The organism is Microcoleus sp. S13_B4 (assembly GCF_036700885.1).
Classification (GTDB): domain Bacteria; phylum Cyanobacteriota; class Cyanobacteriia; order Cyanobacteriales; family Microcoleaceae; genus Microcoleus.
Genome location: NZ_JAUBPU010000085.1, coordinates 1 through 17212 on the forward strand (window position 1 = coordinate 1; position 17212 = coordinate 17212).

Here is a 17212-nt window from a genome sequence, read left to right on the forward strand (position 1 = left end):
CTTACCACAGTTGCTCCCCGGCCAGCTATGACCCATCATTGGCGATACCGCAACGCAGTTGCGGTGAGCAGTTACGGCTCGGTTTACCACCATGAGCCTGACTAGGGAGTAATCTTCCTGTCTCTTTTTTTCGTTTTAGTAGCGCCTGTACCGTACTTTTACTCACTTGAAATCTTTCTGCTACTTTCCGAATAGAGGTGTTACCTGCTTCGTAAGTGTTAATAATCTTTTGACGTATATCTAGGGAGTAGGGTTTCATTTTTCTCTTTCTTACCACCTCTAATATTGTACCTAATGGTTAAGCAAAGTGCTGTAACAATATTTAAGATTGCCAGAAATCCGCCACATCATATCCCATTTCGGTGAGCATTTGCCGCAGCAGAGGTAAGCTCAAACCAATCACATTTGTGTGACATCCTTCGATTTGTTCCACAAAAAGGCCGCCTTTACCTTCGAGTGCAAAACAGCCTGCACAGGCGAGGGGCTCGCCGGTAGCGACGTAATCCGCTATTTGGCGCGAGGTAACTTCCGCAAAATGAACTTTTGTAACTTGACAGCGAATGATCGATCGCGACTTTGCCTCATCCAAGTCATCGAATCTAGTATCAATTAAAGCATGACCCGTATACAGTTCGCCCACCTTACCGCGCATTTTCTGCCAGCGCGAGATTGCTTCTTCCGCATCCTTTGGTTTGCCGTGAATTTCGCCATCTATGACCAAAATTGAATCGCATCCCAACACCAAACAAGATTTGGGATTAGGGATTTGCCGGTGAGAATTAGCCAGTAAAAAATTAGCTACAGCCTCAGCTTTTCCCTCTGCTAAAACCTGCACTAATTTATTGGCATCCCTCATTTGTATTTGCGCTTCATCAAAGTCGCTGGGGCAAATCACAGCTTGAATGCCGGCATTTTCTAGGAGGCGACGGCGCGCTGGAGAAGCTGAAGCTAATACAAAAGTTGGAATTTTCATAAGTTAAGAAGGAAGAAGGAAGAAGGAAGAAGGAAGAAGGAAGAAGGAAGAAGGAAGAAGGAAGAAGGAAGAAGAAAGAAGGAAGAAGGAATAAAAAGAAACTATTCCCCATCCCCACTTCCCTGCGCCCTATTCCCCATTCCCAACTACTTTTTAATCTAATAAACAGAGAAAGATTTAACAACTTTCTCAAAAGCTTCTTTTACCTTTGGCCAGCGTTCTTCGGTAGTGGAAACGTTAAGCGTAAAAAGTTTGCCGCGGCTGACGGCTACACTCGCTAAGTTGTGCCGTTCTTGGTTGGGCAACTTAACGGCATATTCTAAAATGTAATAGTTTTTTGATCGCGATTCGCGAGCTTCTGCATTGACTAATTCAGCTTCGCGGCCCGAATCACTCGGGGCGATCGCACTTTTGCTGAGCTTGTATCCCACATCCGTCGGCGTTCCCAAATCCGCCAGAGTTTTGTCCTTGGCCACTGGACTGATTACCACGCTGACGTTCTCGGTTTGCTGAATCAAATCGCGGAACACCACATCGGGTCCGTTAGAAACCGCGATCGGCAGCCAGCCGTTAGGATAGAGAAATTGATAGCCGTCGCCAGTATCAACGTAGCTTTTGAGTCCGGTGACTTTAGACACACAACCGTTCAAGGTGAGGCTGAGAACCACCAGAAGTATTGCCGCAATTCGTTTGAGCATTCTTTTTACGGGTAGGGTAAAACAAAAATATTTAATTTTAATTGTCTCACCAAACTTTGATCCTAAAAATAGTTAAGCTATGGATCGCTGTTTGTGTAACGGCAGCGATCCATAGCCATATAGTTTAATTGTTAACAAAATCATTACAGGTGAGTCAGCCAGCTAATCAGCCCGTGCTTGGTCGAAACTTCTAAAGCCAAGAGAGAAACAAAGCCAATCATGGCAAGGCGGCCGTTTAAGCGTTCTGCGTAGGGAGTGAAGCCGGTGCGGGGTTCGTCATCGACGTATACTTGCGGCTCGATCGCAAAATTGTTCATTTTGCCTTGGTCGTCCAGCATTAAGCCTCTGTTACTCATGTTTTTTTCCTAAATGGTTTTTAGTGTACTGTAAATAAATGTAACAGACTTGTGAAGATATGTAAAGGATTGTGAGAAATTTTTTTAAAGACCTCGATCTGACACCAGTTAAAAAAAATGCAACTGTAGGCAAGCTCTAAACCCTTATATAGTAAGTCTTTCCCAATTCTAAAATCTAAAATCTAAAATCTAAAATGGTAGGACTGTGGGTAGACTCTGGGCCCCAGAGGGGGGAGGATAGAGTGGAGAGGCACAAAAGTCGATGGTGTATGGCAAATCCAGTCTGGGTTTGACGAAAATTGTGGAACGGAGGAAAAATTTATGCGGGCCAGTCTGGAAATGCGGTGGTTTTATAGCGGTGCACTGCCAAAATCGATCAATCAATGGTTTGGAAGCGAGAGTCTCGGCGGGTATCTTTCGCCTCCCGAAGAGCGGGAAGACATATATTTGCTAGTACCTAACTGCGACTACTTGGGAGTGAAGCTTCGTGGGAAAACCTTAGAGGTAAAGTGGCGTCAGGCAGAGTTAGGGACTATGCAGTTCGCCAACCGCTGGGAAGGCAAAGCCGAAAAGTGGCTGAAGTGGGTTTGTGCGGACACGATGGCGCCGATACCGGCGGATATTGTGGCGACAGGAAAGTGGGTGGCAGTCAAGAAAAAGCGAGCGCAGCGTCTTTATCAAGTTTCGGCCCCTGGTTCCCTGATGTCTGTGCCTGTGGAAGCCCCAATTCCCCAAGGTTGCACCGTGGAACTTACTCAGTTGAACATTAATGGCAGCGCCTGGTGGACTTTGGGATTTGAAGCTTTTGGCAGCGAAAGTTGTTTGACAGAAAGCCTGCAAACAGTTGCTACTTGGACTAGCAAGAGTTATCAGGCGCAAAAGTTGAAAGCTGAGGATTCTTCTGCTTATCCGATTTGGCTGGGCAGCAAGTAATATCAAATCCGGCAATAATACCTCCTGTATTCTTTAGTCCTCCTCTGCTGGGACGAGAGGCAAGTTTAGACGCGGTTTCAACCGCCGAGTCTGACAGTCCTGGACGCAACTGGCATATATAGTAAGGTGTTCTACAGCGGGGAATCTTCAATAATCCTTCAATAACGGAGTCTGATGCACCCTACAAGTCGATCGTCCTGTGACAGTTAGCCTTAGTCTTATCTAATCGAGGGGGTTTCTAACTATTCCCCCTCTCTCCCATTCTCCCCCTCTTTCATTTTCCCCACTCGCCGAGCACTTCTGAGAATTTGACAAGCCAAAATCGCCGCCCCAAACCCGTTATCAATATTCACCACACCCACACCAGCCGCACAAGAATTGAGCATAGTTAAAAGAGGAGCAATCCCGCCAAAACTTGCGCCGTAACCTACACTCGTCGGCACCGCAATCACCGGGCAATCTGCCAAACCTGCAACCACACTCGCCAAAGCACCTTCCATACCCGCAACCGCAATCAACACATCAGCATCGGCAATAACGTGCCGATTACTCAGCAAGCGGTGAATGCCGGCAACTCCGACATCCCACAAACGTCGCACCTGAAAACCGCAAAGTTCCGCAGTAACTGCCGCCTCTTCCGCTACAGGTAAATCCGCCGTTCCCGCACTGATAATAGTCACAGTACCCGGATGCTGCCGAGTTGGGGAATTAGCAGAAATTGCACAAATTCGAGCCTTTTTGTAGTAACATAAATCGGGTATTTTTTGCTGCAATTGCTCGAAAACTTCCGGTTCAATTCGCGTCGCCATCACCGCAGAATTTCGCCCCCGCATCGCCTCGATAATTTCAACAATTTGGTCTGGCGTTTTCCCTGGACCCCAGATTACTTCAGGAAAACCGGTTCTTAAAGTGCGGTGGTGGTCAATTTTGGCAAAATCGCCGACTTGTTCAAAGTCAAAATGCTTTAATTTATCCAAAGCGGCGATCGGGCTAATATCGCCGGCCGCCACAGATTCGAGTAAATTCTGTAAAATTTTAGGTTCCATTAATTAATGACTGACTAATGACTGCTGACTGCTGACTATTCTGCTATTTTCAGTTCGTACAAATTCCAGAAAGCACCGCCGAGGGCACTGTAGCGAATTCCCGAAACGCGATCGCGCACCGCCTCAAAAGTCAGCGGATTCACCATATAGATAAACGGCACTTGTTCTGCTATAATCCGCTGCGTTTCTCCATAAAGCTCCTTGCGTTTCGCCTCATCAAGCTCCTGAGAAGCTTTCACGTAAAGGTCATCGATTTTCTGCTCCCAGTCGTCAACTTTCCAACCCTTAATCGGCGGTTCTCCGGCTTGCGGGCCCTGGTTAAAACTGTGCAAAGTACCATTTACCGACCAAATATTGTAGCCGCTGTGGGGCTCAGTACCTCCGGTAAAACCACCGAGGTAAGTATCCCAATTTTTAGTCAAACGCAGCTTTTCCACATAAGTGTTAAAACTCAGGAACTGCGTATCAATTTGCATCCCCAGTTTGCCCAAATCTTGCTTAATTTGGGTACCCATTTGTTCCCGCACTTTCTTCCCCGCAGCCATTAACAAAGTAAACCGCACTTTGTTGCCCTCAGCATCTAACAATTCGTCGTTACTATTATACTTGAAGCCAGCACTTAACAGTAACTCTTTGGCTTTTTGCCGATCGTAACTGTAAGTTTTCAATCCCTGTTCAGGAGACAGGTAGAATTGACTTTGCGCCGGAATTGGGGAATGCAGCGGTGCCCCAAGTCCGCGATAGATATTGTTAGTCATGGAGTCGCGATTGATGCCGTAGGCGATCGCCTGCCGAAATTCCTTACTCGCGAACCAGCGAGACTTAACCGGGTCTACAAACGGTTGATTTTGAGCATTGCGCCCCTTATTCAGATTGAAACACATAAACACACTGCCAGTATCCGGGCCGCCGTTGAAAACCGTATATTTGCCACGTTTATCCTCCCGTTTTAGCAGCGGAAACACTTCCGGCTGTACGTCCAGAGTATCCAAATCGCCCGATCGAAAGTTCAGCAGTTGATTGTCAGTATTTTCGATAATTTGCCAAACAATTTGCTGGATGTAAGGCTGGACATTTCCCTCAGTATCTTTGCGCCAAAAATACCGATTTCGTTCCAAAACAACGCGCTGATTAGGAGTATAGCTCAGCATTCGATATTGACCGTTGCCAACAATCTTTTTGGGGTCAGTATCCGTACCCCAAGTAGCCAGGAACTTAGGCTTGCCGTCTGCATCTGTAGTGTCTACAGATTCCTGTAAAATATGAGCTGGTAAAATTGGGATTCCCCCAGCATATCTAATAAATGGAGCAAAGGGTTCTGCAACGGAAAATTCAACACGGCGGCTGTCAATTTTTTTAACTTTTGGGAATTGGCGACTCATCCCAACCCTCAGAGTATCTTTCAAACCGCTAGGGATTTTGTCATTGAAATAAATCTTTTCATAGCTGAAAATAATGTCATCAGTAGTCATCGGTTCGCCGTCCGACCATTTCAACCCCTCTCGCAGGGTGAAGACAATCTTCTTGCCATCTTTAGAAACTTCCCACGACTCGGCTAAACCGGGTTCTAACTCCGATGTCAAGCCATTTTCGTTGATTAATCCCTCGTACATATAGCCAAAAATGCTGTATGCAGATTGATTTAGCGGGTAGTTAAAGGTGGCCGGGCCGCTGGGGGTAGGAACGATGAGTCTGTTTACTAATGTCGATCGGGCTGGAGTACACGCAGACAGAGTTATAGTGGCAATTGCAGCCAGTAAAATCGCCAGCCAGCGCAGTCTTGAATGTAGCATCATAGAAATTTTCATAATTTTTTAGTTTACCACCTGCGTGCAACTATGACTGAGATTGAAACCAACCGAGAAAGTCTTTAGTGCGTGAAAAATACTCGCGTATCCCTACTTCCCGCAAAGCCTCTCGGACTTCTGGTACATCAAATTCTTTTGTATTATTGCTCAAAAATGCCTTGGCTTCATGAGCGTGTAAGTGTGCGTGATTCAAGATGCAGTGAAGAATCAAATTGTCGGTAGGGTCTTCTTTAATAAAAACTGTATTCAAGCTTTCTCGCAGTGTATCTGCGGTTAGTTCCATCATCTCCACATTGTCAGCCAATAATTCAAGAGCCTCAAAAAGACGTACTTTAATATTATTGAGCAATCCTTCATTTTTATTCAAAGACTCTTCTAAATGGAATAAAAGAGACCTAGCATAAGGCGAAGTAAGGTCGCGCTTGAGCTGGCTAATTTGATTTGTCAGTTCATTTGCAAAACGGTTGCGGCGCTTGATCTCGTCTTCTAAAGCCGAGAGAGCTTCCATGCAGCAAATAGCAGGTATGGCAATGCGGACTGATGTTGGTACACTCAGTAACAATTTATTGGCATCAGGATCGCGCCCTGTAGCAATACTCATTAAAAAGTTAGTTTCTATATATAAAATCGCCACCAATTTCTACCCTTGACTTTGTTGTTCCACCTGCTAGCAACGGCAGCAAACCGATTGCTGCTATCTGTTCCGATGCTGGCGGGCGCTCAGACTTCCAATTATAAGCTAAGTCACGCAACCATGCTTCAATCAGCCTAGTTAGGTATGGCTCAAATATCCGCTGATCACCTAATTTTGAGTCATAAGGGTGAAGGATATCAGCCGTTTTTAACGATAAAACAGCGTCAGACAAAACAGTGCCGTCCCATTTAAAAACGATTGTATTTTCGAGACTGGCAATCATAGCATAAGGAATTACCACCTTTTTTTCTGATAGTTTTGAGAGGAAATGTTTTATTTGTCGTTTGAGTGCGCTATCGATAATCCTCTGTTTGGCTGCCTTTTCTTTAGCTTGATTAATTTTGACCTCGATTAGCACGACTATGCGATCGTCTTTATCTAAGGCGATAATATCCGCCTCTATGGGTAATTCTACTTCCAAGGTTTCAGTTCGCATGGTTTCAGCCTTCCTAGCGTATAAGTTTAAGTAAATTCAACTTCTACTATCAAACCACTTTTTTAATTTTTGGACACTAAAACTACAGCATAGGCTGCAATTCCTTCTTCTCTCCCCACGGGTCCTAACTTTTCGTTTGTAGTAGCTTTGATGCCGATTTGGTCGGGTTTTAATTGTAGGACAGCAGAAAGCCGATCGCGCATTTGCTCAATATGCGGTTTCAGCTTTGGACGTTCCGCCACCACCACCGAATCAATATTGCCGATTTCCCAGCCTTTATCTAAAATTAACTGATTGACTTGTGCGAGCAAAACTAAACTATCAGCACCTTTCCATTTCGGGTCAGTTGGAGGGAAATACAGCCCGATATCTCCTAAACTGAGAGCTCCGAGCATCGCATCCATGATAGCGTGGGTAAGCACGTCGGCGTCGCTGTGGCCGAGTAAGCCTAATTCGTGGGGAATGTGCACACCACCGAGGATGAGGGGGCGTTCTGGAACTAAGCAGTGAATGTCGTAGCCGTTGCCGATGCGGATGTTCATGTAAAGTAGATTTTTGAGAAAAGCAGACAGTAGACAATTATTTCATATTTTGTCTGAGGATAATTGAGTTTTTTGGGCGATCGAGCTTTTTACTAAAACTTACCCACTCGGAACAAACAAACCGAGTTTTTTACCCTGGGTGAGGTTTGGAACGAAGTAGACGCACCATCAAACCCGATTTCTAGATATCCATGCGTCCAGGATTATTTTACTTAAAACTAGCGATCGCCATCAGCTATCAACCATCAACCAACCTGAATCAACTCTGGATAGGAACTCAACAACTCATCGCCCGTCAAACTATCCCTTTCCTCCTGCGGACTCCAAATCAACTCAAAAATCAGCAAATTCTCCGCAGGAGTCGCCGCCGATTTCTCTAACGCTATTTTCAATTTTCCAACATCGCGAATGTCTCCAAATAACGGTCTGACATCCTCTGTTCCTATCAAAAACGTCACTACAATATACTCTCCCGACCCTCGACCGCCAGCACTGACAGACGGTAGGCAGCGGATGTCGCCGTTAACCAAACTCAGAGTTTCTACACTTAACTTGCTGCGTTCTTGAATCGAGAGTTGATTGAATATTTGCTCCGCTTCCGCCCGACTCGCAAATATCTGGGAATTCCCGCAAACGTGACTCCAATTATCGCACGAGCGCAAAACAACCAGAACACATTCTTGCAAAAAAACTGCCCTGTTGGGTGCACTTTTTACATCAGAATTTAACGTCAAGTCAGTTAGCTGAATTTGCACTCCTGGGTAAGATCCAACTAATATTGCAACTTGCAACTTGCTGACCGCAAAAATAGGTTTCTTATTTGCCTCTCCAGACGGTGGTCGATAATAGTAAATACAGTAAGCGATTAACGCTACACCCCCTGCCGAAACAAACAGCCAAAACCAAAACAATTTCCAATCCTCAGATGATGGCGAACTCGGAGCGTTGTCAGAGGTATTTTCCGTGGAAATTGGTGCTGGATTAATTACTGGCTGTTGATTATAATCAGTATTTGGCTGACTGTTACCGGGATGGTCTGAAGATGGCGCTACGAGTTCACCGTCGCCCGAATTATCAGTGGTGATTGGCGTTGGATTAACTGCTGGCTCTGGATTATAACTAGAATTTGGCTGACTGTTGTTACCGGGATTGTACGGAACTGCATAACTCGGAGCGGAATTATAGGTGCGCCGCTGAATAATTACAGTTCTGTTATTTCCATATTGTTGGGGAATTGGAGGGTTAGGTACGGCAACAGGTGCAGGTGAAGTCGGCTTTTCAAAAGAGCCGCTGCGAACTCTTCCCCCAGTGTTTCCACTGTTGCTGGGACGGCTGGGAATGGAACTAGAAGAAGTGCCAGACGAGCTGTTTCTAGAAGAACTAGAAGAAGTGCCAGACGAGCTGTTGCTAGAAGAAGAACTAGAAGAACTAGAACGGCTAGGCGAGGTACTGCTAGAGCGGCTGGAACTGGAACTAGAACTAGAAGAAGACGATCGCCCGCCGCTACTTGCTCCACTACTTCGGGCAAAAGCTTCCCGGTTAATATGTAACCATTTGCCGCCGCTGCCAGGAGTTAAATTTACAGTAACTTCAGCGGCGAGGAAAAAGGCGATCGCCGTACAGCACAAAAGTTGATTTTTTAACATAAGTTTCTCTGCTAAAAATAGGATGCTCAACCCCGACTGTTAAAAGTCAAGAGTTAACTAATCCGCTAGCAAATCCGGTCGGCGCGATCGAGTTCTTTCAATTTGCTGTTGCTTGCGCCAGCGAGCAATTTCTGCGTGATTACCAGACAGCAACACGTCGGGCACCTTCAATCCCCGAAAATCCGCCGGTCGAGTGTACTGCGGATAATCCAAAAGTCCGTCCTCAAAACTTTCAAACTTTAGGGAATCTTCCTTCGCCACAGTTCCCCGCAGCAATCGCAAAACCCCATTAATCAAAGCTAAAGCCGGAATTTCGCCCCCCGTGAGCACAAAATCCCCCAAAGATACCTCGCGAGTTACTAAATGCAGGACTCGATCGTCCACACCCTCATAATGGCCACAAATCAACACCAACTGATCGCGATCGGCCGCCAACTCCCGAAACATCGTCTGCTGCATCGGTTCCCCCTGGGGAGTCAGCAAAATCACCTCTCGCCTTGGCAAAACCGGCAGCGACTCCACCGCAGCAAAAATCGGTTCCGGCTTCATCAGCATCCCAACTCCGCCCCCGTAAGGCTCATCATCGACTCGCTGGTGCTTGTCTGTGGTAAAATCGCGGGGATTGACAAAATTCACCTCAGCAATCTTTTTAGCTAAGGCTTTGCCCATCAGTCCCGACTCCAGGGGAGCCCGGAAAAATTCTGGAAATAAGGTAACTACGTCAAAGCGCACAATTATTGGAATTTATTGATACATTACCTCTAGTTTGACCCTTAGAGGGAGTTCAGTTTTCAGTAATTGCTTTATTCTTTATAATTTCTTATAATTTCTGAGAATTTTTGCAAGTTAAATTCTCTTCCTTTGTCGGCGGGCCCGTTTTTTACAAAAATAATCTGTTTTTCATGACAGCGACTGCCAGCAAACTCGCCGCCAAACAACTGCGGGATAGCGCGATCGGCGATCGCACCTCACTCGCACAAACAAAAATTTATTCTTAAAAAGCCCTATTGTACCCACAGCAACGGCAAAATTGAATTTCACATCCAACAGAGGAAGACACACCATGCAGCAGTTGACATCTCAAGCCCTTGAACACAATATTCCCCAGCGCACAAAAACCTCTATTATGGTCATCGGGGGAGCCGAAGACAAAGTTCACGGGCGAGAGATTCTAAACACCTTTTTTTGCCGTGCTGGGGGTGCAAACGCTCGGCTGGCGATCATTCCGTGCGCTTCGCGAGATCCCGAAGGAATTAGCAACCGCTACCGCACCATATTTGACGAAATGGGCGTTAACGCCGTCAAAGTAGTGGACATCCGCGAACGCGAACAAGGCGAAAATCCCGTCTGGAAAGATTACTTAGAAGACTGTACGGGCGTATTCATCACAGGCGGCGACCAACTGCGGCTTTGTGGGCTGCTGGCGGACACCCCGCTGATGGAGAAAATTCGCAAAGAAACTCTCGAAGGCAAGATTACCCTCGCTGGCACCAGCGCGGGTGCTGCGGTGATGGGATATCACATGATTGCAGGCGGTGGGAGTGGCGCCCCGCCGAACCGCTCTTTAGTAGACATGGCAAACGGACTTAACATTATTCCTGAGATCATCGTCGATCAGCATTTTCACAACCGCAACCGCATGGCTCGCTTGCTGTCGGCTGTGGCTTGCCATCCAGATCGCCTCGCTATTGGTATTGACGAAGACACCTGCGCCTTGTTTGAGGGAGACGATACTATGAAAATTCTTGGTAAAGGCACTGTGACAATTGTTGATTCTAGGGAAAATTTTTATACCAATGAGTCTATGGTAGGAGCGACAGAACCCTTAAGTCTGTTCAATATGCGCTTGCACGTTCTGTGTCACGGAGATTGCTACAATATGCCCCTAGGCAAACCAATGCCATCGGGAGCGTGTTCCGAGTCTGGCTGGCCCCCCGAATGCCGCACAGCCAACTAAGGTAGAACATCTCTTGTCATTGATTCGGCAGAAATTAGGCGGCATTCCGGCCGAATCATGGATACAACAATAAAATAGATTCCGAAGCAGCCACGGGCTGACGCCAGGAAGCCGAACCACAGAAAATTCTAGCTTCGGCCTTTGAGTTTTTGCGAGTAATGGACTTGTACTTGTTTTTAGCCGATCGCACGCAGGGCATAAATTTTCAATTGGGTAGCCCATAACTGGAAATTCACACCCAAACTGTTCGCAGCGAACAGTCGATCGAGCAATCTAGATCGAAATTGAATAAATGCTCCAATTATCTATAAGATTTCGCGCCCCATACCCCTCTAACTGCCATGAAAATACTTAAAATCCAGACCTTACGCGGCCCCAACTACTGGAGCATCCGACGCCAGAAACTCGTCCTGATGCGTCTGGATTTAGAGGAGTGGGCAGATAAAACCACATCGGAAATTCCTGGCTTCTATGAAGGGTTGATCGCCGCACTTCCGAGTTTGAACGACCATCACTGTTCGCCAGGCCATCAGGGAGGATTCCTGCAACGGGTCAGAGAAGGCACCATGATGGGACACGTAATCGAACACGTCGCCCTAGAACTTCAGGAAATGGCCGGAATGCCGGTCGGGTTCGGCCGTACCCGCGAGACTGCGACCCCAGGTATTTACCAAGTAGTAATCGAGTATCAAAACGAACAAGCAGGTCGCTATGCAGCCCGGGCGGGCGTGCGGCTGTGCCAAAGCATTGCCGAGACAGGCACTTATCCCGCAGCAGAATTAGTTCAAGATTTGAGAGACCTGAGAGAGTTTGCTGCGTCGGCGGCCCTGGGGCCGAGCACGGAAACACTGATTAAGGAAGCAGAAGCGCGCGGCATTCCTTGGATACCTTTGAGCGCCCGGTTTATGATTCAACTCGGCTATGGGGTTCACCAAAAACGGATTCAGGCAACTCTGAGCAACCGCACGGGAGTTTTGGGAGTAGAACTTGCCTGTGACAAGGAAGGTACCAAAAATATCCTAGCCAGCGCCGGCGTACCGGTTCCCAGAGGGACGGTGATTAATTATTTGGATGAACTGCAAGGAGCGATCGAAGATGTCGGCGGTTATCCGATCGTCCTCAAACCCCTAGACGGAAACCACGGCCGCGGCATTACGATCGACATCAATTCCTGGGAAGCAGCAGAAGAAGCCTACGACTTAGCCAGCGCAGCCTCAAAAACAAAAAACGTGATTGTCGAGCGCTATTATGTCGGCCGCGATCACAGAGTATTGGTAGTCAACGGACAAGTCGTAGCAGTCGCAGAACGAGTCCCCGCTAACGTCGTAGGTAACGGCAGGTCTACAGTAGAACAGCTTATTGAAGAAGTAAACCGCGACCCGCAGCGGGGAGACGGACACGACAACGTGCTCACTCGCATCACGATCGACAAATTGTCGCTGGACTTGCTGCAAAAGCAAGGATACGCGATGGACTCCGTAGTGCCCGTCGGCGAAAGAGTATTTTTGCGGGCGACAGCAAACTTGAGTACCGGTGGCATTGCAGTCGATCGCACCGACGAAATCCACCCCGAAAACGTCTGGCTGTTTTCCAGAGTCGCCAAAATTATCGGTTTGGACATAGCGGGCATTGACGTAGTAACTCCCGACATTTCTCAACCACTGCGCGATGTCAACGGCGTCATCGTCGAAGTCAACGCAGCACCGGGTTTCAGAATGCACGTCGCCCCGAGTCAGGGTTTACCCCGCAACGTCGCCGGCGCCGTCTTCGATATGCTTTTCCCCTCACCTCAACCCAGCCGGGTGCCGATTTTAGCCGTAACGGGAACCAACGGCAAAACTACAACCACTCGCCTGCTTGCCCACATTGTCAAGCAGACCGGTCAGATTACCGGCTACACGACTACCGACGGCACTTACATCGGCGATTATTTGGTAGAAAGCGGAGACAATACCGGGCCGCAGAGCGCTCAGTTGATTTTATCTGACCCAACGGTGGAAGTAGCGGTGCTGGAAACGGCTAGAGGCGGAATTTTGCGATCGGGCCTCGGCTTCGATCAGTGCGATGTCGGCGTCGTCTTGAACGTCGCGGCCGATCACTTGGGAATTGGCGACATCGACACCGTGGAACAACTGGCCAAACTCAAGAGCGTCCTCGTCGAGGCGGTAATGCCCAAAGGCTATGCAGTTTTAAATGCCGACGACCCCCTAGTATCACGGATGGCGCAGCGTGTCAAGGCTCAAATTGCCTATTTTTCGATGAACCCGGACAACGAACTGGTTGCCAAACATACCGCTGCGGGTGGGCTGGCAGCGATTTACGAAAATGGGTATTTGTCGATCTTGAAAGGCGATTGGACGCTGAGAATTGAGCAGGCTGTGAACGTGCCGCTGACGATGGGCGGACGCGCGCCGTTTATGATTGCTAATGCTTTAGCAGCTTGTTTGGCGGCTTTTGCCCAAGGATTGAAAATAGAAGATATTCGATCGGCTTTGTCAAGCTTCCAAGCATCCGTCGGTCAAACTCCCGGACGGATGAATTTGTTTAATTTGGGCAACTATCACGCTTTGCTCGACTACGCCCACAACCCCCACAGCTACAAAGCTTTGGGCAGCTTCGTGCTGAATTGGCCGGGACGGCGGATCGGCGTAGTAGGTGCCCCCGGAGACCGGCGAGATGAAGATTTTGTCACGCTGGGCAAACTTTCGGCCGAGATGTTCGATCGTATTATTGTGAAGGAAGATATTGACAGGCGCGGGCGAGAACCCGGTGTTGTGGCCAAGTTAATTTGCCAGGGAATTGCAGAGGCGATTTCTGCAGGAACCGCAAACAAATCTCAAGTTGAATACGAGTTGATTCTCGACGAAACAACGGCCGTTAACAAGGCTTTAGATGAGGCGCCGGCCGGCAGTTTGGTAGTGATTTTACCTGAAGGTGTCAACAAAGCTTTGAGTTTAATTGAAGCCCGGAAACCGATTAAGGAATCTGTGGAAGTTCAAAATGGTTTAGATCAATCGAAGTCACAGGAAAGTTTAAAACCGACTGTGGTGAATCAAGGCTAAAGTCTTAAGTCTCATTTAATTAATAGGTTGGGTTTAACTTGTGTTAAACCCAATCTATTTTTTTTTAGGCATTTATAAATATGACTTTTATGAAGTTAAAGTTATGAATTTTATGAATTGACATTGACAGTTGTTTATTTAATGATGTTAATGAACAGACTTTATGCGGAAAGTTTTTATGGCTTTACAAACAGACCCAATTTTACATCTTACTAGGAGGTGGGCATGAATTATCCTCATTTTGGTCTACATTCAGGATGGTCATATTTGCGATGGTATGTTTCTGCTACTGGGTTCGTTCTTTTGATTCTCATTCCATTGTTGGTGCTTATAGCTATTTTAGTCAGTCCATTGACAGTCTTCCTTTGGAATTCGCTAATGCCTTCTCTGTTTGGATTTAAGGAAATATCTTGGTTGCAAGCAGTGGGTTTATTTTTGCTTGGGAAGTTATTGTTAAGCAAGTGAGCTTTCTGTTTTAAATAGAGCGAAACAAATGAGGAAAATTTCTCATGAATAGTTTGGGTAATTTTTTGACTGCTGGTTGCAGTGGTGGCTGCTTAACAATAATAATTGGTGGTATCGTTTGGGCAGTGGTTAATTCTATATTGGTTGTTCTTCTATGGAACTGGCTTATGCCAGATTTGTTTGGATTATCCACAATTTCTCTTTTTCAAGCTATCGGAATTTCTTTCTTGCTAGGCTTATTACGTTCATCTTCTGAAAATTCATCAGGTGACTGAGTTGTGCTACGTTTATTCCATTGTGATGATGACTTTAGCTTTGTTCCGTCGGCAAATACTCCAACACTAGCAGCCGCAAATAGTCTAGCATTCGGATATAGGCTCGCATTTGAAGATAGCCCGATCGCGTCTCATCATAAAACTGAGCGATCGCAGAACGATCGAACACCCTAAGTGATGTAAATTTGTAAATTTGCGATCGCTTCCTCCCGGTTCTCAACTCCCGCGCTAGCCTCAATCTGACTAGCATAACCGCGAAGGCTAACTGTCACTAACTCCAGCTCCTCCAAAAACGATAAATCTTCCTCCGTACAAAGATGAATTATCTGTTGGCGCTCTGATTTAGTCTTTTGATAGTCTAGAGTCAACTGTGCTAAATTCTGTACAATAATATTCTGCTGACTCGCTAACTTGTTTGGAAAATGTGCCATATTTTTATTGCTATTTATATTAGATAGTAAGCTGCTGGCTTTCGGGACGGGCTAGAAGCCCATCCCACAAGAATGTAATTGATTTTCAACACAAAATTTAAGCGTATAACAGAGTGTTATTTATCATGGCTTCCAGCAAAGATATCGATCGCCTTTCATCTCTTAACCACCGCCCACTGTGTCACCGGTGCAAGCGGTTTCCAACCCTGAAAAGAACCGATCGCCCCTACTCGCTGAATCCCAATTCTAATTAGTTCCCCGCCATAAAGCTCGTGCCATTGCAAAACTTTAAACTCGCTCTCAACTGTCACCGCATTAACAACTAATCGGTCGCCTTCACCTAAAGCATTCCAGCAAGTTTCCAGCACAGCTTCTGCGGTGACACCGCCGCCGATGAAAATAGCATTCGGTTGAGGCAAATTTGTCAGGGCTTCCGGCGCTTCTCCCGCGACAATTTGGAGTTCGGGAACGCCAAAAGTCGAGGCATTTTCAGCGATGTATTGCAATCGAGTCGGATGGCGCTCGATCGCGATCGCCCTGCACCGAGGATGACTCCGCATCCATTCGATCGCGATCGAGCCGCAGCCCGCCCCCACATCCCAAAGCAACTCTCCGGGAATCGGTGCTAACGTTGACAGAGTAACGGCTCTAACCTCCCGCTTGGTAAGTTGTCCGTCGTGGCGATAAGCAGCATCCGGCAAACCCGAGGTACGAGGGAAAATCACAGTTTGGCGATCGGCTGCAACTGCGATCGCGATCGTGTTCAAATCAGCCAAATCCTCTGCATTCCAGGCTGCTGCCACCCTCTCGATCTGCCGTTCCGCATCCCCTCCCATCCGCTCGAACACGGTCATCAAACTGCTGCCAAACCCTCGCTGTGTCAACAATTGTGCCACCTTTCCCGGCGTGTATCTGTCAGCGCTCAACACCAGCAAGCGCGCGCCGGGAGACAAAGCAAGGGCGATCGATGCGATCGGGCGATTTGTCAAACTGAAAGTCTCAACATCCGCCAAAGCCCAGCCCAGACGGGCGCAAGCAAGACTAAAAGCCGATGCAGCGGGAATTACAGTCATTTCCGAAATAGGAATTTTGCGCGACAGCGTGACCCCAATTCCGTGACACATCGGATCGCCGGTTGCGATCACACAGACAGACTGTCCCCGGCGACGGATGATTTGATCGACTGTTGCTTGTATCGGCGAAGCCCAAAGTAATTGTTCGCGGGTGTCGTCGGTTGGTAGCATTGCGAGGTGACGGGCACCACCAACAACGACTTGAGATCGATCGAGTAGTTGTCGGGCGATCGCACTCAATCCCGATAATCCGTCTTCGCCAATCCCCACCACCGACAGCCATTTGTGCATTGAATCCTTACCGCTAATCTCATTTCCGGTTGCCTCGGAATTATCAAACTCGATAGTCATCAGTGATTAGTTATTAGTTATTAGTTATTTTTTATGAGTCGTTAATTGTTATGTCCGCTCTCACAAGCAGAATAAAATGGGTTAGTAGTGAGTACGATCGTCCTCCTAAAATTCCCTCGGACGATCGTACTCACTACTAACGTTATAAATGACATCTTGCACCCTTCTCACTCGCACAGGCTTTCCGGCCTGTTATACAAAGAGTAGATTTTATTGTGGGGTGGCCAGGAGAACCCACCCGTGAAAGGTTTATTCTTATTAACAAGTGTGCAAGATGTGAGTTATAAGGGTTATTTTACCGGACTTTATATTAGAATAAAGCCTCTAACAATATGTTTCCCAAAACAAAAAGCGCCCCTATTACTAGGAGCGCTTTTTGTAATCAAAAGCTAAAACTTAGCCATTGATAGAAGGAGCAACCATTGCCACTGGGGTGACTTCACTTGCAGCCAAATCAAGCGGGAAG

19 protein-coding genes and 1 pseudogene are annotated in these 17212 nt (G+C 47.1%); 5 read left to right on the plus strand and 15 right to left on the minus strand.

Annotated elements, in window-relative coordinates:
- Window positions 1–25 precede the first annotated feature (25 nt).
- From QT994_RS25510 to QT994_RS25525, 4 genes are all read right to left on the minus strand, one after another.
- On the minus strand, window positions 26–259 hold the full coding sequence (locus tag QT994_RS25510; protein WP_333050034.1) for an IS630 transposase-related protein: 234 nt from the start codon (window positions 257–259) through the stop codon (window positions 26–28).
- Window positions 260–322: 63 nt separating this feature from the next.
- Window positions 323–973, minus strand: a complete 651-nt coding sequence (locus QT994_RS25515; RefSeq protein WP_333179555.1) for a nucleoside triphosphate pyrophosphatase — start codon at window positions 971–973, stop codon at window positions 323–325.
- Window positions 974–1131: 158 nt separating this feature from the next.
- Window positions 1132–1671, minus strand: coding sequence for a photosystem II reaction center PsbP (gene psbP, locus QT994_RS25520; protein ID WP_333179558.1), 540 nt, complete (start codon window positions 1669–1671; stop codon window positions 1132–1134).
- A gap of 143 nt (window positions 1672–1814) precedes the next feature.
- Window positions 1815–2027 carry a high light inducible protein gene (locus tag QT994_RS25525; RefSeq protein WP_190659021.1) on the minus strand — a complete coding sequence of 71 codons (213 nt, stop codon included), beginning with the start codon at window positions 2025–2027 and terminating at the stop codon, window positions 1815–1817.
- Window positions 2028–2348: 321 nt separating this feature from the next.
- Here QT994_RS25525 and QT994_RS25530 point away from each other — a divergent pair, with 321 nt between their 5' ends.
- Window positions 2349–2960 (plus strand): hypothetical protein, encoded by a 612-nt coding sequence (locus QT994_RS25530; protein WP_333050029.1) that lies wholly within the window; start codon window positions 2349–2351, stop codon window positions 2958–2960.
- Window positions 2961–3202: 242 nt separating this feature from the next.
- Here QT994_RS25530 and larB read toward each other — a convergent pair whose 3' ends face one another.
- The 7 genes from larB to trmD form a co-directional block, all read right to left on the minus strand.
- Window positions 3203–4006: a nickel pincer cofactor biosynthesis protein LarB gene (larB, locus tag QT994_RS25535; RefSeq protein WP_333179561.1), complete on the minus strand. Its 804-nt coding sequence runs from the start codon at window positions 4004–4006 to the stop codon at window positions 3203–3205.
- Window positions 4007–4041: 35 nt separating this feature from the next.
- The gene (locus QT994_RS25540; RefSeq protein ID WP_333179563.1) at window positions 4042–5802 is read right to left on the minus strand and encodes an ABC transporter substrate-binding protein; all 1761 of its coding nucleotides are present in this window, start codon (window positions 5800–5802) and stop codon (window positions 4042–4044) included.
- Window positions 5803–5842: 40 nt separating this feature from the next.
- Window positions 5843–6415, minus strand: a complete 573-nt coding sequence (locus QT994_RS25545; protein ID WP_333179566.1) for a PIN domain-containing protein — start codon at window positions 6413–6415, stop codon at window positions 5843–5845.
- A gap of 7 nt (window positions 6416–6422) precedes the next feature.
- Complete coding sequence (locus QT994_RS25550) at window positions 6423–6944, minus strand: hypothetical protein (RefSeq protein ID WP_333179568.1); 522 nt, start codon at window positions 6942–6944, stop codon at window positions 6423–6425.
- A 62-nt stretch (window positions 6945–7006) separates the two neighbouring features.
- A complete protein-coding gene (ispF, locus tag QT994_RS25555; RefSeq protein ID WP_190659080.1) occupies window positions 7007–7486 on the minus strand; it encodes a 2-C-methyl-D-erythritol 2,4-cyclodiphosphate synthase in 480 nt (159 codons plus the stop codon).
- 245 nt (window positions 7487–7731) lie between these two features.
- Window positions 7732–9132, minus strand: coding sequence for a DUF1517 domain-containing protein (locus tag QT994_RS25560; RefSeq protein WP_333179571.1), 1401 nt, complete (start codon window positions 9130–9132; stop codon window positions 7732–7734).
- 57 nt (window positions 9133–9189) lie between these two features.
- The gene (trmD, locus tag QT994_RS25565) at window positions 9190–9864 is read right to left on the minus strand and encodes a tRNA (guanosine(37)-N1)-methyltransferase TrmD (RefSeq protein WP_333050017.1); all 675 of its coding nucleotides are present in this window, start codon (window positions 9862–9864) and stop codon (window positions 9190–9192) included.
- A 107-nt stretch (window positions 9865–9971) separates the two neighbouring features.
- On the opposite strand from trmD, the gene QT994_RS25570 reads away from it, so the two are divergent.
- From QT994_RS25570 to QT994_RS25585, 4 genes are all read left to right on the plus strand, one after another.
- The gene (locus tag QT994_RS25570) at window positions 9972–10130 is read left to right on the plus strand and encodes a hypothetical protein (protein WP_333179573.1); all 159 of its coding nucleotides are present in this window, start codon (window positions 9972–9974) and stop codon (window positions 10128–10130) included.
- A gap of 65 nt (window positions 10131–10195) precedes the next feature.
- Window positions 10196–11089, plus strand: coding sequence for a cyanophycinase (locus QT994_RS25575; protein ID WP_333050015.1), 894 nt, complete (start codon window positions 10196–10198; stop codon window positions 11087–11089).
- Between the two features lie 341 nt (window positions 11090–11430).
- On the plus strand, window positions 11431–14151 hold the full coding sequence (gene cphA / locus QT994_RS25580) for a cyanophycin synthetase (RefSeq protein WP_333179576.1): 2721 nt from the start codon (window positions 11431–11433) through the stop codon (window positions 14149–14151).
- Between the two features lie 509 nt (window positions 14152–14660).
- Window positions 14661–14891 (plus strand): hypothetical protein, encoded by a 231-nt coding sequence (locus QT994_RS25585; RefSeq protein WP_333179579.1) that lies wholly within the window; start codon window positions 14661–14663, stop codon window positions 14889–14891.
- 34 nt (window positions 14892–14925) lie between these two features.
- On the opposite strand, the gene QT994_RS25590 is transcribed toward QT994_RS25585, so the two are convergent.
- The 4 genes and pseudogenes from QT994_RS25590 to QT994_RS25605 form a co-directional block, all read right to left on the minus strand.
- The gene (locus QT994_RS25590) at window positions 14926–15060 is read right to left on the minus strand and encodes a hypothetical protein (protein WP_333179583.1); all 135 of its coding nucleotides are present in this window, start codon (window positions 15058–15060) and stop codon (window positions 14926–14928) included.
- Window position 15061: 1 nt separating this feature from the next.
- Window positions 15062–15322, minus strand: a complete 261-nt coding sequence (locus tag QT994_RS25595) for a hypothetical protein (protein ID WP_333179585.1) — start codon at window positions 15320–15322, stop codon at window positions 15062–15064.
- A gap of 155 nt (window positions 15323–15477) precedes the next feature.
- On the minus strand, window positions 15478–16746 hold the full coding sequence (gene cbiE / locus QT994_RS25600; protein WP_333179588.1) for a precorrin-6y C5,15-methyltransferase (decarboxylating) subunit CbiE: 1269 nt from the start codon (window positions 16744–16746) through the stop codon (window positions 15478–15480).
- Window positions 16747–17142: 396 nt separating this feature from the next.
- Window positions 17143–17212, minus strand: a pseudogene (locus QT994_RS25605) (photosystem II protein D1); the annotation flags it as partial.

Excerpts from the sequence above, each read along its gene's own strand:
- QT994_RS25510 (WP_333050034.1), bottom strand. The coding sequence starts at position 259 with ATGAAACCCTACTCCCTAGATATACGTCAAAAGATTATTAACACTTAC.
- QT994_RS25515 (WP_333179555.1), bottom strand. The coding sequence starts at position 973 with ATGAAAATTCCAACTTTTGTATTAGCTTCAGCTTCTCCAGCGCGCCGT.
- psbP (WP_333179558.1), bottom strand. The coding sequence starts at position 1,671 with ATGCTCAAACGAATTGCGGCAATACTTCTGGTGGTTCTCAGCCTCACC.
- QT994_RS25525 (WP_190659021.1), bottom strand. The coding sequence starts at position 2,027 with ATGAGTAACAGAGGCTTAATGCTGGACGACCAAGGCAAAATGAACAAT.
- QT994_RS25530 (WP_333050029.1), top strand. The coding sequence starts at position 2,349 with ATGCGGGCCAGTCTGGAAATGCGGTGGTTTTATAGCGGTGCACTGCCA.
- larB (WP_333179561.1), bottom strand. The coding sequence starts at position 4,006 with ATGGAACCTAAAATTTTACAGAATTTACTCGAATCTGTGGCGGCCGGC.
- QT994_RS25540 (WP_333179563.1), bottom strand. The coding sequence starts at position 5,802 with ATGATGCTACATTCAAGACTGCGCTGGCTGGCGATTTTACTGGCTGCA.
- QT994_RS25545 (WP_333179566.1), bottom strand. The coding sequence starts at position 6,415 with ATGAGTATTGCTACAGGGCGCGATCCTGATGCCAATAAATTGTTACTG.
- QT994_RS25550 (WP_333179568.1), bottom strand. The coding sequence starts at position 6,944 with ATGCGAACTGAAACCTTGGAAGTAGAATTACCCATAGAGGCGGATATT.
- ispF (WP_190659080.1), bottom strand. The coding sequence starts at position 7,486 with ATGAACATCCGCATCGGCAACGGCTACGACATTCACTGCTTAGTTCCA.
- QT994_RS25560 (WP_333179571.1), bottom strand. The coding sequence starts at position 9,132 with ATGTTAAAAAATCAACTTTTGTGCTGTACGGCGATCGCCTTTTTCCTC.
- QT994_RS25575 (WP_333050015.1), top strand. The coding sequence starts at position 10,196 with ATGCAGCAGTTGACATCTCAAGCCCTTGAACACAATATTCCCCAGCGC.
- cphA (WP_333179576.1), top strand. The coding sequence starts at position 11,431 with ATGAAAATACTTAAAATCCAGACCTTACGCGGCCCCAACTACTGGAGC.
- QT994_RS25585 (WP_333179579.1), top strand. The coding sequence starts at position 14,661 with ATGAATAGTTTGGGTAATTTTTTGACTGCTGGTTGCAGTGGTGGCTGC.
- QT994_RS25595 (WP_333179585.1), bottom strand. The coding sequence starts at position 15,322 with ATGGCACATTTTCCAAACAAGTTAGCGAGTCAGCAGAATATTATTGTA.
- cbiE (WP_333179588.1), bottom strand. The coding sequence starts at position 16,746 with ATGACTATCGAGTTTGATAATTCCGAGGCAACCGGAAATGAGATTAGC.